This window comes from Roseburia lenta, assembly GCF_014287435.1.
Taxonomy (GTDB): domain Bacteria; phylum Bacillota; class Clostridia; order Lachnospirales; family Lachnospiraceae; genus Pararoseburia; species Pararoseburia lenta.
In genome coordinates, this window is record NZ_JACOPG010000003.1 from 428,306 (window position 1) to 443,518 (window position 15,213).

Sequence of the window (15,213 nt, forward strand, 5' to 3'; positions counted from 1 at the left end):
ATGGGTCGAAAAGCAGGGGGTAGTTAGAAATGGAAAGCATAATGATGCAGGACGATTCGGTTTTGTCGTGGAATACGGCAATGCTTTTATACAATTCAGCACTGAAAGAAATGGGAACAAAGATTGAGATCTTAAATGATGAATTCCAGCATGTGCATCAGTACAATCCGATTGAATACGTCAAGACCAGATTGAAATCGCCGGAGAGTATTGTCAAGAAATTGAAGCGCTATGGATACGAGGATTCCATTCAGAATATGATCGAATACTGTAACGATATCGCAGGTGTGCGTATTGTCTGTTCCTTTACATCCGATATCTATCGTCTGGCGGATATGATCGGCAGACAGAGTGATATCACCGTTTTATCCATCAAGGATTATATCAAAAACCCAAAGCCGAGCGGCTATAAGAGTTATCATATGATCGTTACGATCCCGATCTTCTTGTCCGATCGCATGGTAGATACCAAGGTGGAGATCCAGATCCGTACGATCGCCATGGATTTCTGGGCGAGTCTGGAGCATAAGATCTATTATAAATTCGAGGGGCATGCACCGGCGTATATCAGCCATGACTTACAGGAGTGTTCCAAGATCGTATCCGAACTTGACGAAAAGATGCTCATGTTAAATGAGGCGATCTTAAAGGCAAAAGAGGAGCAGGAGAAAAAAGAAGCAGAAGAAAAGTAGAATTGCTTACCCAGTCAACAAGGAAGGTTGACTGGGATTTTTCTTGTCTGTAGCATTGCATATTGTTGTTTTTTGAATACAAAAATAGGTTGAACTGTTGGAAAGAGAATGATACAATAGGGATTGTACTAAAATAAATACATCGCTAAAGCGATGAGGAGTTTATATGGATGAGATGACAGTGAAGGCACTCGCCAAGATCAATATCGGTCTGGATGTGACTGGCGTGCGGGAGGATGGATATCATCTGGTGCGCATGATCATGCAGACGGTGCATATGTATGATCTGGTGACGGTGTCTAAGAGTGCAGAGGCAGGCATTTCCATGACGAGCAATGCCAAGTATCTGCCGACCAATGAGGATAATCTTTGTATTAAGGCTGCCAAGTTGCTGGCAGATGAATTTTCCATTACGGATGGTACACAGATCCGACTCAGCAAGAGGATTCCGGTTGCGGCAGGCATGGCTGGAGGCAGTTCAGATGCGGCAGCCGTTTTATATGGTATGAACCGGATCCATGGACTGGGACTTACCAAAAAAGAACTGATGGAGCGAGGCGTAAAGATCGGTGCAGATGTACCTTATTGCCTGATGCGGGGGACGGCTTTGGCAGAAGGGATCGGTGAGGAGTTGACAGAACTTCCCCAGATGATGCGTTGTCCGGTTTTGATCGCAAAACCGCCCATCTCTGTTTCTACCAAGTATGTTTACGAGCATCTGGATGCGATCGAGGATCCGGTGCACCCGGACATAGATGCCATGATCGCAGATATTACAGCGGGAGACCTGCATGCGTTGGGATCCCATATGGGAAATATCTTAGAGGATGTGACTATTCAGAAATATCCGGTGATCGCACAGATCAAGGAGTTGATGCGGCAGAATGGAGCCGTGGTTTCCATGATGAGCGGCAGTGGTCCGACCGTCTTTGGTTTTTTTGATGATGAGGAGACTTTACAGAGAGCAAAGCGTGCAGTAGAGGCATCGGGACTTGCCAATCGCGTACAATGCACGACCATATATAATAATAGGAGATAATAGAGAATGAGTGAAGAATTACAGTTGGACATGGATTCCTATTTGCCCCTGCGAGACGTGGTATTCAATACCCTGCGTAATGCGATCCTGCGAGGGGATCTCAAGCCGGGCGAGCGTTTGATGGAAATGCATTTGGCAAATAAATTGGGAGTCAGCAGAACACCGATCCGTGAGGCGATTCGTATGCTGGAGCAGGAAGGACTTGCCGTGACGATTCCGCGCAAGGGAGCTCAGGTTGCTAAGATGACGGAAAAGGATCTGCAGGATGTCTTAGAGATCCGGGATGCTTTGGATGAACTGGCGGTCAGCATGGCATGCCAGCGTATGACACTGGAATTGTTATTGGAACTCAAAGAGTCTATGAAGGATTTTGAGATCGCAACGAGATCCGGGGATGTGCGAAAGATCGTGGAGGCAGATGAGGCATTTCACAATGTCATTTATCGCATGGCGGACAATCCAAAGTTGGAGACTATCGTCAATAATATGCGTGAGCAGACCTATCGTTATCGCTATGAATATGTCAAGGGCAATAGCACTTACAATCAGTTGATCGATGAGCATGCCAAGATCATCGCGGGCTTTGAGAAAAAGGACAGCGAGTATGTCAAGGCGATCATGCATACGCATCTGGAAAATCAGATCGAGGCTGTGCGCGTGGTTATCCGTGAGCAGGAATAAATTTCAAATTATCAGACCATACTAAGAGACAGGCGAGAGCCTGTCTCTTTTAATGTTTGAGAGGTAGTTAGGATGGAGCAAGGATATAAATTCACAGGAAAGATCGCAGAAGACAAAGGTGCAATGCAAAAGATCTTCGCAAATTGCGACGACATCCTGCAGCGGGATATGACGCTGGGAGCAGAGCACGGCATTGACTGCTTTTTACTTTACATTGAGATCACCATGTCGTCCGTTATGTTTGAAACCACAGCCATCGGGCAGTTTTTGACCCGGTTATCTGTCATGCCGGAAAATGAGATTCGGCGGCAGTTGGCAGAAAATGGGCAGGGACTTTCGGACATGGTCTTATATGACACGGCAGAGGAGGCAGCCGCCGGTCTTTTGACCGGGGATGCTATCTTGGTGATCGACGGCTTTGCCCATGCCATGAAGATCCCGGACAAGGGCTATCCGGGGGCGACTGTGCGGGACACAGACTCAGAGAAAGTCCTGCGTGGCTCTAACGAGGGATTCAATGAAAATGTCAAGATCAACACAGCCCTTCTACGCAAACGCCTGCAATCCACAGATCTGAAAGTGGAAAATATGAGTCTGGGCGTGCGCACTAACACCCTGGTCAACCTGGTGTATATGGATGGAATCGTGAAAAAAGGACTACTGGAGCATGTCAAGGCAAGACTATCTGATTTTGTCATTGATGGGATCCTAGACAGCGGGATGGCAGAGCAGTTGACGGAAGAAACCTGGCTGTCCCCATTCCCGCAGATCCAGTCGACCCTGCGCCCGGATCGGGCAGTCATGGCAGTCTTGGATGGAAAAGTCCTCATCCTCTGCAATAACTCTCCAGCGGCGCTGATCGTGCCGTCAGACTACAACTCCTTTATCCAGACCGCCGATGACTACTATCAGCGTCCGATCGTGGCTTCCTTTGGCAGGATGCTCCGCTATGTGGCGTCCTTTCTGGCAGTCGCTATGCCGGGGCTGTATCTGGCGGTTACTAATTTTCAGACCGGCATCCTGCCGACGACCCTGCTGATGTCCTTTGCGGCGGCTCGTCTTGGCGTGCCTTTTCCTGCTGTCGTAGAAGTCCTTTTGATGGAATTATCCTTTGAACTTCTTCGGGAGGCGGGCGTGCGTTTGCCGGGAGCCATGGGTAATACCATCGGTATCGTGGGCGGACTCATCATCGGGCAGGCGGCAGTGGATGCCAATATTGTCAGTCCTATCGTTGTGATTGTGGTGGCGTTTACCGCCCTGTGTTCCTTCTCCATCCCCAATGAGGAATTCGCAGGAGCCTTTAGGATGCTTAAGTTTTTTGTCATCCTTATGAGCGCGTGGCTGGGCTTCTTTGGCTTCCTATGGTCCATGTTTGCCATCCTCATTCATCTGGCACTTTTGAAAAGTTTCGGTCAGCCTTATCTGTTACCTTTTATCGGGGCCAAAGGGGATGAAGAGACCAGACGTAAGGACTCACTGATTCGCTTTCCACTGGGAAAAATCTTCTACCGGTCGGTACATGCAAAATGGGATCAGAAAAGAAAATTCCGTCGGAAAGGAGACGAATAGCCATGCAGATGCAAAACGGAAAAATTTCCCTGCGCCAGTATAAAAGACTGCTCTTTTTTGACATGGTCGGTCTGGGACTGGTCATCCTGCCGGATCTTCTGGCAAGACACGCAGAGCGTGCAGGCGGATGTTCTATCTTCCTGGGAGCCCTGCTCGCCAGCCTGTATGGCGGGCTTTTGCTTGCCTGTATGCGGGGCGGGGTACGTGATCGGTCCTGGCTCTATCTTCCCTATGGGATCTATCTGCTTTTCGTGGGAGCCTTTGGGCTATACCTTCTGGCAGACCTGGTGCATACCTTCCTGCTGTCGGAGGAGTCCTTTCTCCTGCTCACAGTCCTGATCCTGCTTCTGGTGCTCTATAGCAGGCGCGCCGGTCTGGAAGGGCGGGGACGGACCTTTGAGGTCTTGTTCTGGCCTATGCTCCTGCTTTTGATCATCCTATTGGCACTGGGGGCAAGCAGCCTGCGTGGCATGAATCTTTTCCCACTGCAGCTTTCCAAAAAGGGCTTTGCCTTTCTGGGCTGGTATCCTGCTTTTTTGGTCTTTTCCTCCTGCCAGTTTGTCTTTTTTATGGGGGATGGTCTGGAAGACGGCGTGGACCAGAAAGCCCAGTGGAAAGGAACCTGTGAGATGATCTGGCTGTCAGCCCTTGTCCTCTTCCTGACTTATGAGATGCTGCTTGGCTCTTTCGGCAGCCAGGCATTGGCGGCAGCGGAGACACCGATCATGATCTTTACCAGCAACATTGTCATTCCCGGCGGTTTTTTGCGGCGGCAGGAAGCCCTGGTGGCAGGCGTGTGTTTCGCGGGGCTGATCGCTTTTTGCGGCAGTGGTCTGCATTATGGGATCTTCTGCATCAAGCGAGGGCTGGGACTGGAAAAAAAAGCACACAAGAAAGGGGAAAAGGCAGTTGTCTGGCTGTCAGCCCTTGCCATGCTTCTGATCAGTCTGGGACAGTATTATTACGGTAGAAAAAGCGGCGGACTGGTGGTGCTTCTGGCTTGGCTGTCAGCCCTTGCCCTGTGTTTTCCTTTTTTCCTGATGGAAAGGAAAAAGCGAAAAAGAGGGATGGCACTGGCGGTCCTTTGTCTGGGAATGGTCTTGTTTGGATGTGGCTGTAGTGTGCAGGAACTGGAAAATAAGAGTTTCCCTATGGTCATGACCCTGCGCGCGGAGGACGGCGACTGCGTGCTTACCTATAAATATATGGATCTGTCCCGGGTGTCCGAAAAAGAAAAGACCAAGCAGGGCAGTGATGAACTGACTGTACGGTCATCCTCCGTGAGAGGTGTCATCCGCCGTATGGATGAGAAAAACGGAAAGATCCTAGACCTCAACCATGTCAAAGTCCTTTTGCTGGAGGCAGAATTTCTGGAAGAAAAGGATTTTATGCAGGAACTGGTGGAGATCGGAAACAGCGGTGTGGATCTGCCGGGCAACATGATCGTTTTTGTGGCGGAGGATGTGGATGCCATCAGCAATCTGCAAGAAGAAATGGACGAAGATCTGGGCAATTATCTGGCAGAGATGCTGGAGGGCAATCCCAATTACGAGGATACCAGCGGAGCGACTTTTAAGAGCCTGATCTGTGACTGGTACAATGGGGGCAGCAGTACTATCCTGCCGAGTCTTGGCGTGCAGGACGATCTGCCGGTCGTGGAGGGCTACTATCTCATGCAGACCGACGTCAGTGGAGATGACCAGATCTTGCGAAAAGTGACCGCAGAAGAAGGCTATGTGGCAGGACTGTGCAGTGGTGCTATTGGCATGGTGGATATGGACGTGGACGGCGGGCAGATCCATCTGGAAAATGTCAAAGTCTCTTATGAATATACGGCGACAAACTCCGGTGTCGGCTGTCAGTTGACCTTTCGCGGAGACATCATACAAAAGGACAGCATTGATCTTTCTGCCCAGAAATTGCAGGAGGCTGCCGCTGCCTATCTGGCGGGCATGATCCAAAATGCATACGAGCAAAAGGGGCTGGATCTTGCCAACTCCTATGGACATCTGCGCTGCCATGATCTGGATCTTTATGAAAAATACCAGGGGCGGGCAGGGGCTTATCGGAAAGATCTGCATCTGGAAACAATCTGTAAATTCCGTGTCGTGGAATAAGGATTGTATAAAAGAAAAATTTGGTTGCATACTTTGGTTAGAAACATCGGATGGATGTCCGGTGTTTCTAATCTTAAGACAGAAAGAGCAGGAAGCAGATATGTATGCAAAAAGGAAAAATATAAGGATCGTGGCAGGACTTTTGATCGTAGGACTACTTGTCCTCATAGGGCAGAGCCGGCATTTGCAGGAGGACTACGCCAGTGAAGTCTTTCGTTTTCATGTGATCGCCAACAGTGATACTGAGGAAGATCAGGCACTCAAATTGCAGGTGCGGGATCAGGTGGGGGCTTATGTTTCGGGATTGCTTGCGACAGCAAGCGATAAAAAGGAGACAGAGAGCATCATCCGTGCGCATCTGAAAGAGATTGAGAAGGTCGCGGGGCAGGAGATCGCAAAAGAAGGTTATACCTATCCGGTCACGGCGGCGATCGAGGATGTGGATTTTCCGGAGAAGTTTTACGGCATTTATCATTTGCCTGCAGGTAATTATACTTCCCTACAGGTGCGGATCGGTCAGGCGCAGGGCAAAAACTGGTGGTGCGTCATGTATCCCAATATGTGTTTTCGGGACAATACATATGAGGTCGTGGGAGAGGATGAAAAAGAGCAGATGTACCAGGTCTTTACCTTATATCAGTATAAAAAACTCATCGAGTCCGAGGACAAGCAGATCCGTTTCCGTTATCTCTGATGTCCGTAAAATGTGCAGATAAAAATGCCATGGAAGAGAAGATAGGAATAGGGTATAATCCTATATGAGCCATCCGGGAAGCACCGGGGCTGACAGACTAAGACAGAAAGACAAAGGATATACCAATGGATAATCGTATTCTTATAGAAATGACAAGTATACAGACCGTGGATGGGCAGGCGGATACCAATCGGCTTACCTACCACGGCAGATATCAGGAAACGGATGGAAAAGCAATCCTTCAATATATGCAGGTGGATGAGATGGGGCGTACCCGCAATAAATTGGAAGTCTGGGACGGCGGCTGCCGCATGACGACGACAGGAGATATGGGACGGGTCATGGAATTTCTTCCGGGGCAGCGCACAAGCACGCAGATGCGGACCCCTATGGGATGCATGGATATGGATATTGTCACGCATGTCTATGAATTGGATGTTGTCAAGGAAAAAGAACCACACATGCAGATCTTACTGGTCTATGATCTCTATGTCGGTGGAAATACACTGGCAGAGAACCGGCTGGAAGTCCGTGTGCAACCGGCATAAAGAGAGCAAAGAAAAAGGCTTGTCCGTATCGGACAAGCCTTTTTGATATGTCTTATTTGCTGGCATTGAGTTCTTTCTGCTTGCGCAGTGCCCAAGCACGAAGCCCCTTTTTCTTCTTTTTGCCATCTTCGGATTCTGTTTTTCCGTGCAATCCGCGAACACTTGTGATGTAAAGTCCGCTGACTCTTGCCTTGACTTCCTTCTTTACAGGAATCTCATCAAAGATCGTCGCATCACAGATCAGTGACATGACCTTTGGACCAACCTTGGCCTTAACGATCGGCAACTTGGACAACTTTGCATAGAAAGGTGTCTGTGCGATCACTTGCTCCGGCAGACCGGAATCTTTGATCCGTAACTTTTTCTTGTCGATGATAAGCATTGTCACATTCTGGGCGGTTGCCTCCACCTGTGCGTTTTGCTCTTCCTGTTTCTTTTCGGCACGCTTGCCAAGGAAATACAATCCAATGATCAGCGCAACGAGAATGACCAATACAACAATCAATACAATCCAACCAGTACTCATTCCGTTATCCTCCTAAAAATATCGGAGTTCATTGTAGCATTATTCCCCTAAAAAAGCAATGGATGTGTCATATTGTAGATGGAATTTACATAAATTCATAGTGGATGATGGGACGGATCCGATCCCAGTGTGGAGAAAGGATGGAAAAATGAAAGAGACAAAGGTGCGAAGGGGATGCGTTGTGCGCAGCCTGCTTGTCATGTATATTATCAGTGGATTATTGTTGGTACTTTTAGCCCTTATCGTGTCACGTGTGGAAAAAGAGGATGCAGTCGCCCAGGTCGGCGTGATCGTCATCTATGTGCTTTCCTGCGGTATCGGGGGCTTTGTCCTGGGAAAATGGAAGAAAAGGCAGAAGTTTTTGTGGGGGCTTTTGGTTGGGATCTTATATGTGGCAACCCTGCTTGGGGCAGCCCTCTGGATCCAGAAAGGAAGCCTGCCGCCCATCCCCTATATGGGAACTGCATCTGCCATCTGCATCGGATCGGCAATGCTGGGCGGTATGCTGAGTTGAGGAAGCAGAAAAAATGCTTTTCCTTTAGGCACTTGTATGCTATAATATAGCGTAATCAAGCAGTAAAGGAGAGATATTTACAATGAAACATGTACAGACATTAAATACAAAGAAGTTACAGAACACAGTAAAGAAGGGTGGATGCGGCGAGTGCCAGACATCTTGCCAGTCTGCATGCAAGACATCTTGTACTGTAGGTAACCAGTCTTGCGAGAACAATCGCTAATCATCATATTTGTACAATGCGGAGCGTCCTACTTTTCGTGGGAGGCTCCATTCTGTAGTTAAAACAAGAAAAAGTACACGCGACCGTACGCTTGATAGCGTTCGGTCATTTGTGCGTTTATAGAAGGAGGACTATTTTGGTTCATCAATACAAAATGGGCGGTTACAATATCGTGATCGATGTCAACAGCGGAGCCATTCATGTGGTGGATGACATGACCTACGATATGATTGAGATGTATGAGTCATCCGATAAGGACAGCATTTTTGCAGAGATGGCAAAACGCTACCCGGATCACAAGGATGAGATCGCAGAAGTCTGGGACGAGATCGCAGAACTGATCGCCGCAGAGGAATTATTTACAAAGGACTCATACGAGCCTTATATCACAGATTTTGCCAAGAGACCTACGGTTGTCAAGGCACTGTGTTTACATATTGCCCACGATTGCAACCTGGCATGCCAGTATTGCTTTGCAGAGGAGGGCGAGTATCACGGCAAACGTGAACTCATGTCTTACGAAGTCGGCAGAAAGGCATTGGATTTTCTGGTTGCCAATTCCGGCAATCGCCGCAACTTAGAGGTGGATTTCTTTGGCGGAGAGCCGCTGATGAATTTTCAGGTTGTTAAGGATCTGGTCGCATACGGCAGGAGTCTGGAGGAAACACATGACAAAAAGTTCCGCTTTACGCTTACGACCAATGGCGTGCTTTTAAATGATGACATCATGGAATTTGCCAACAAAGAGATGGGCAACGTGGTCTTGAGTATCGACGGCAGAAAAGAAGTCCATGACCGCATGAGACCTTTCCGCAAGGGGGCAGGATCTTATGATCTGATCGTACCGAAGTTCCAGAAGTTCGCGGACAGCCGCCATCAGGAAAAATACTATGTGCGTGGAACCTTTACCCATAACAATCTGGATTTCTCTAAGGATGTCCTGCATTTAGCAGACCTTGGTTTCAAGCAGATCTCGGTAGAGCCGGTCGTTGCACAGGAGACAGATTCCTATGCGATCCGCGAGGAGGACTTGCCACAGTTGATGGAAGAATACGAAAATCTGGCATTGGAGATGGTAAAACGTCATGGAAAAGAAAATGACTTCAACTTCTTCCACTTTATGATCGATTTAGAAGGCGGTCCTTGTGTGGCAAAACGTTTGTCAGGTTGTGGATCAGGAACGGAATATTTAGCAGTAACACCGACAGGTGATCTTTATCCTTGCCATCAGTTTGTTGGAAATACCGACTTTTTGATGGGAAATGTGGATGATGGCGTGGTCAATACAGACCTGCGTGACGAGTTCAAGTCCTGCAATGTCTATGCCAAGGACAAGTGCAGGGAATGTTTTGCAAGGTTTTATTGTAGTGGTGGATGTGCAGCCAATTCTTACAACTTCCATGGCGATATCCATAATGCATACGATATAGGATGTGCACTTCAGAAAAAACGTGTTGAATGTGCCATTATGATAAAAGCGGCATTGGCTGCAAAAGAAGGAGAAGAAGTATGAAACGATTAAAGAAAGGGCAGGGAGTAGCGTGGCTTGTAGTCCTGCTTGCCTGCATTGTCGGATTTGGTTATCTGGCATGGAATATTGTGACAGCGACCGTTTCCGGCAAAGATGATTTTGACATCCGTCTGGGTCTTGACCTTGCAGGTGGTGTCAGCATTACTTATCAGGTTGTGGGAGATACCCCGTCCAGCGAAGACTTAAACGATACGGTCACCAAGTTACAGAAGCGTATCGAAAATGAACTGGGATCCGACTCCTCTACAACAGAGGCGAGTGTTTATCCGGTCGGTGATGACAGAATCACTGTTGAGATTCCAGGTGTTAAGGATGCTAATGCACTTTTAGCAGAACTGGGAACGCCGGGCTCTATTTATTTCATCGCGCAGACAGATGCTGCTGGAAACCAGAACTATTCTTATGACAGCACGACCGGTGGTTATAAGTTGAATTATGACCTGAATGATCTGATCGCAAATGGTTCCGTTATTTTGCAGGGGTCTGATGTAAAAAATGCTACGGCTACCAATCAGCAGAACCAGACAACAGGAGCAACAGAGCCGGTGGTATCTATTAGCTTGACAGATGCCGGAACAAAGGCATTTGCGGATGCAACCACAACGGCTTACGCAAGAGGTGAATCTATCGGTATCTACTATGACGGACAGTTTGTCAGTGTACCAAAGGTAAATGCAGCCATCACAGATGGCAAGTGTGTTATCGAGGGTATGAGTGATTTTGATGAGGCAGACAGTCTTGCTTCTTATATCCGTATTGGTGGTCTGAATCTGGAACTGGAAGAGTTGCAGTCAGAAGTCGTAGGCGCACAACTGGGAAGCAGCGCATTATCTACCAGTTTGCTTGCAGCAGCCATCGGTCTGATCATTGTCATGATCTTCCTTATGATCATGTACCGTGTGCCGGGTGTGGCAGCGTCCCTTGCTTTAGCACTTTACACAGGACTTATGTTATTTATCCTGTGGGCATTTGATATTACCCTTACATTGCCGGGTATCGCCGGTATCATCCTTTCCATCGGTATGGCGGTGGATGCCAACGTTATCATTTTTGCCCGCATCCGTGAAGAGATTGCGGCAGGCAAGAGTGTGATCGCAGCCATTGAGATTGGATTTAAGAAAGCACTTTCTGCCATTGTTGATGGTAATGTGACAACATTGATCGCAGCAGCGGTTCTTGGTGTTTTAGGTTCCGGTACGGTAAAGGGATTTGCCATTACCTTAGCGCTTGGTGTTGTTCTTTCTATGTTTACCGCCTTGGTCATCACAAGAATTTTGATGAACGCTCTGTATGCAGTAGGACTCCGTGATCAGAAGTTCTATGGCAAGGCAAAGGCAATGAAGAATATCAACTTCATGAGCAAGAAGGCAGTCTTCTTTGCCTGCTCTATCCTGGTGATCTGTGTCGGCTTTGTCGGCATGGGCGTACATGGTGCAAAGGGAGATAAGGCATTAAATTATAGTCTGGAATTTTTGGGCGGTACTTCAACAACCGTAGAATTTAACGAAGCCTACACTTTGGCACAGGCAGATGATGAAATCGTGCCAAAGATCGCTGAGGTCATCGGCAATAATGACGTCCAGACACAGGTTGTTGATAATACCAATCAGATCATCTTTAAGACCAGAAGTCTGGATCTGGAGCAGAGAGAAGCACTCAATACCATGTTAGAAAATGATTATGGTGTAGACGAGAGCGCGATCACTTCTTCCAATATTGGTTCTACCATCAGTGGAGAGATGCGTTCACAGTCTTTGCTTGCTGTTATCGTAGCAGCATTCTTTATGCTTCTTTACATCTGGTTCCGCTTTAAAGATATCCGGTTTGCAAGTAGTGCCATCATTGCCCTGATCCATGATGTGCTTGTGGTACTGGCACTTTATGCAGTTGCACGTATTTCTGTGGGCAGCGCATTTATTGCATGTATGCTTACGGTTATCGGTTATTCTGTCAATGATACGATCGTTATCTTTGACCGTATCCGTGAAAATAAAAAAGTACTTCGTGATGAGACACCGGAGAGTCTGCAGACACTGGCAAATGAGAGTATCACGCAGACACTTTCCAGATCCATCAGTACCTCCTTTACGACAGTTGTTATGGTACTTATGCTTCTGATTCTTGGTGTAACAAGTATCCGCGAATTTGCATTGCCACTTTTGGTTGGTATTGTATGCGGTACTTATTCTTCTATCTGCATCGCTACAGAATTATGGTATGTGATGAAGGTACATATTAAGGGAAAAAAGAAGGCAAACTAAGATAGGTTACTTGTAAACATGCACATCATAAGGAGGAAAGGATGTACACATTAGAAGATATCAAAGCAGTAGATCCACAGATTGCAGATGCCATTACGGCAGAGTTTGGCAGACAGTCCAGCCATATCGAACTGATCGCTTCGGAAAACTGGGTGAGTCCGGCCGTGATGTCGGCAATGGGCAGTGTACTGACCAACAAGTACGCAGAGGGTTATCCCGGAAAGCGGTACTATGGCGGATGTGAGTGTGTTGATGTGGTAGAAGAATTGGCAAGAGAGCGTGCTAAAAAATTATTTGGATGCGACTATGTCAATGTACAGCCACATTCCGGGGCTCAGGCAAACATGGCAGTGCAGTTTGCCGTACTAAAGCCGGGAGATACTGTGATGGGTATGAATTTGGATCACGGCGGTCATCTGACCCATGGATCACCAGTCAACTTCTCAGGTACTTATTTCCATATTGTTCCTTATGGTGTGAATGATGAGGGATTTATTGATTATGATGAGGTGGAGCGCCTTGCAAAAGAATGTCATCCTAAGATGATCATTGCAGGTGCATCTGCTTATGCAAGAGCCATTGATTTCAAGCGTTTCCGTCAGATCGCCGATATGGTAGATGCGGTGCTCATGGTTGATATGGCACATATTGCCGGTCTTGTTGCAACAGGTTTGCATGAAAGTCCGGTTCCTTATGCGGATGTTGTTACGACAACGACCCATAAGACTTTACGTGGTCCGCGTGGTGGTATGATCATGGCTACCGCAGAGGCGAATGAAAAATATAACTTCAATAAGGCTGTATTCCCTGGAACACAGGGCGGTCCGCTCATGCATGTGATCGCAGCCAAGGCAGTCTGCTTCCAGGAAGCCTTGCAGCCGGAGTTTAAGGTCTACATGAAACAGGTGGCTGACAATGCACAGGCACTTGCAAAAGGCTTGCAGGATAGAGATATCAAGATCGTATCCGGTGGTACTGACAATCACTTGATGCTTGTCGATCTGACCCCATATGATCTGACAGGAAAGGCAGTTGAAAAGTGGCTGGATGATGCACACATCACCGCCAATAAAAATACCATTCCGAACGATCCGAAGAGCCCATTTGTTACAAGCGGTATCCGTCTTGGTACACCGGCAGCTACAAGCAGAGGCTTGAAGGAAGACGACTTTGATCGTGTTGCAGAGGCAATCGCCAGCGTGATCAAGGAAGGCGAAGATGGCGTGGCAAAGGCGCGCAAGATTGTGGACGAACTCACAGATAAATATCCGTTGAAGTAATAACTTTGCTGCGAAGCAGTGGGATTACCAATAGATTTTTGATAATGGAAGGAAAACAAAATGATCGATATTAAGTTTTTAAGAGAAAATCCTGAAATTGTAAAACAGAACATCAAGAATAAGTTTCAGGAGCACAAACTTCATCTGGTAGATGAGGTTATCGAGTTAGATGCGCAGGCGAGAGCTGCACAGCAGGAAGCAGATGAACTCCGTTCCAAGAAGAACAAGATCGCTAAGCAGATCGGTGCTTTGATGGGACAGGGCAAGAAGGAAGAGGCAGAAGCAGTCAAGGCTGAGGTTGCCGGTATTTCTGCGAGACTTGCGGAGTTAGAGCCGGAAGAAAAAGAATTACAGGAAAAGGTTACACAGATCATGATGAACATTCCAAACATTATTGATCCATCCGTACCGATCGGCAAGGACGATTCCTGCAACGTCGAGATCGAGAAGTTTGGCGAGCCGGTCGTTCCTGATTTTGAGGTTCCATATCATACAGATATCATGGAACGCTTTGACGGCATTGATCTTGAGAGCGCTGGAAAGGTTGCTGGAAACGGCTTCTACTATCTGATGGGAGACATTGCAAGACTGCATTCTGCAGTGATCTCTTATGCAAGAGACTTCATGATTGACCGTGGATTTACCTACTGTGTACCACCGTTTATGATCCGTTCTAACGTGGTTACCGGTGTTATGAGTTTTGAAGAAATGGATGCCATGATGTATAAGATCGAGGGTGAAGACCTCTATCTGATCGGTACATCCGAGCATTCTATGATCGGTAAGTTCATTGATACTTTGAATGATGAAGAAAAATTACCATATACCCTGACTTCTTATTCTCCTTGCTTCCGTAAGGAAAAAGGTGCCCATGGCATCGAGGAACGTGGTGTTTATCGTATCCATCAGTTTGAAAAGCAGGAGATGGTCGTTGTATGTAAGCCGGAAGATTCCAAGGCTTGGTATGACAAGTTGTGGCAGAACACCGTTGATCTCTTCCGCAGTCTGGATATCCCGGTTCGTACCCTGGAGTGCTGTTCCGGAGATCTTGCAGATCTGAAAGTAAAATCATGTGATGTAGAGGCATGGTCACCTAGACAGAAGAAATATTTCGAGGTAGGCTCCTGCTCAAATCTTGGGGATGCACAGGCTCGCCGTTTAAAGATCCGTGTAAAGGGTAAGGATGGTAAGTATTTTGCCCATACCTTGAATAACACGGTTGTTGCACCACCAAGAATGTTGATCGCATTCTTAGAGAACAACTTAAATGCAGATGGTTCTGTTAATATTCCAGTGGCTTTACAGCCATACATGGGCGGTAAGACAGTGCTTGTTCCAAAGCATTAGTGTGTCAAAAAGAAACATATCGAAGCACAGTGAGCCAATCGCTGTGCTTCTTCTTTTTTATGGGACAAATATCTGCCAACTAATGTACAAGCGATAAAAAAACAGAAAATTCTGAAAAAAGAGTGGTAATATGCCATCCACCTTGCTACAATAGCAGTAAGAGAAAACGAAGCGAGGAGGACATGTGA

General features: G+C 47.2%; 14 protein-coding genes. 13 read left to right on the forward strand and 1 reads right to left on the reverse strand.

Annotated features, from left to right (window positions below; all coding sequences use genetic code 11):
- The first annotated feature begins 29 nt into the window (after nt 1–29).
- From H8R94_RS09345 to H8R94_RS09375, 7 genes are all read left to right on the forward strand, one after another.
- Complete coding sequence (locus H8R94_RS09345) at nt 30–692, forward strand: GTP pyrophosphokinase (protein WP_118281694.1); 663 nt, start codon at nt 30–32, stop codon at nt 690–692.
- Nucleotides 693–858: 166 nt separating this feature from the next.
- Nucleotides 859–1,731, forward strand: coding sequence for a 4-(cytidine 5'-diphospho)-2-C-methyl-D-erythritol kinase (gene ispE / locus H8R94_RS09350; protein ID WP_186854496.1), 873 nt, complete (start codon nt 859–861; stop codon nt 1,729–1,731).
- Between the two features lie 6 nt (nt 1,732–1,737).
- Nucleotides 1,738–2,412 carry a GntR family transcriptional regulator gene (locus H8R94_RS09355; RefSeq protein ID WP_118281696.1) on the forward strand — a complete coding sequence of 225 codons (675 nt, stop codon included), beginning with the start codon at nt 1,738–1,740 and terminating at the stop codon, nt 2,410–2,412.
- A gap of 72 nt (nt 2,413–2,484) precedes the next feature.
- The gene (locus tag H8R94_RS09360; RefSeq protein ID WP_118281697.1) at nt 2,485–3,981 is read left to right on the forward strand and encodes a spore germination protein; all 1,497 of its coding nucleotides are present in this window, start codon (nt 2,485–2,487) and stop codon (nt 3,979–3,981) included.
- Nucleotides 3,982–3,983: 2 nt separating this feature from the next.
- Entirely contained in the window at nt 3,984–6,098 is a 2,115-nt protein-coding gene (locus H8R94_RS09365) for a GerAB/ArcD/ProY family transporter (RefSeq protein ID WP_186854497.1), read from the forward strand.
- A 100-nt stretch (nt 6,099–6,198) separates the two neighbouring features.
- Nucleotides 6,199–6,792 (forward strand): stage II sporulation protein R, encoded by a 594-nt coding sequence (gene spoIIR / locus H8R94_RS09370; protein ID WP_178010011.1) that lies wholly within the window; start codon nt 6,199–6,201, stop codon nt 6,790–6,792.
- A 125-nt stretch (nt 6,793–6,917) separates the two neighbouring features.
- Nucleotides 6,918–7,340, forward strand: coding sequence for a DUF1934 domain-containing protein (locus H8R94_RS09375; protein ID WP_118281700.1), 423 nt, complete (start codon nt 6,918–6,920; stop codon nt 7,338–7,340).
- A gap of 52 nt (nt 7,341–7,392) precedes the next feature.
- On the opposite strand, the gene H8R94_RS09380 is transcribed toward H8R94_RS09375, so the two are convergent.
- Entirely contained in the window at nt 7,393–7,866 is a 474-nt protein-coding gene (locus H8R94_RS09380; RefSeq protein ID WP_118281701.1) for a hypothetical protein, read from the reverse strand.
- 148 nt (nt 7,867–8,014) lie between these two features.
- On the opposite strand from H8R94_RS09380, the gene H8R94_RS09385 reads away from it, so the two are divergent.
- The 6 genes from H8R94_RS09385 (at nt 8,015) to serS (ending at nt 15,025) form a co-directional block, all read left to right on the forward strand.
- A complete protein-coding gene (locus H8R94_RS09385) occupies nt 8,015–8,380 on the forward strand; it encodes a TIGR04086 family membrane protein (RefSeq protein ID WP_158573058.1) in 366 nt (121 codons plus the stop codon).
- An 82-nt stretch (nt 8,381–8,462) separates the two neighbouring features.
- Entirely contained in the window at nt 8,463–8,606 is a 144-nt protein-coding gene (gene scfA, locus H8R94_RS09390; protein ID WP_118281703.1) for a six-cysteine ranthipeptide SCIFF, read from the forward strand.
- Nucleotides 8,607–8,742: 136 nt separating this feature from the next.
- Nucleotides 8,743–10,119 carry a thioether cross-link-forming SCIFF peptide maturase gene (gene scfB, locus H8R94_RS09395; protein WP_186854498.1) on the forward strand — a complete coding sequence of 459 codons (1,377 nt, stop codon included), beginning with the start codon at nt 8,743–8,745 and terminating at the stop codon, nt 10,117–10,119.
- Nucleotides 10,116–12,398 (forward strand): protein translocase subunit SecD, encoded by a 2,283-nt coding sequence (gene secD / locus H8R94_RS09400; RefSeq protein WP_186854499.1) that lies wholly within the window; start codon nt 10,116–10,118, stop codon nt 12,396–12,398. Before scfB ends, secD begins: the two co-directional genes overlap by 4 nt.
- A gap of 41 nt (nt 12,399–12,439) precedes the next feature.
- Nucleotides 12,440–13,678, forward strand: coding sequence for a serine hydroxymethyltransferase (glyA, locus tag H8R94_RS09405; protein WP_186854500.1), 1,239 nt, complete (start codon nt 12,440–12,442; stop codon nt 13,676–13,678).
- A 60-nt stretch (nt 13,679–13,738) separates the two neighbouring features.
- A complete protein-coding gene (gene serS, locus H8R94_RS09410) occupies nt 13,739–15,025 on the forward strand; it encodes a serine--tRNA ligase (RefSeq protein WP_186854501.1) in 1,287 nt (428 codons plus the stop codon).
- Nucleotides 15,026–15,213 lie beyond the last annotated feature (188 nt).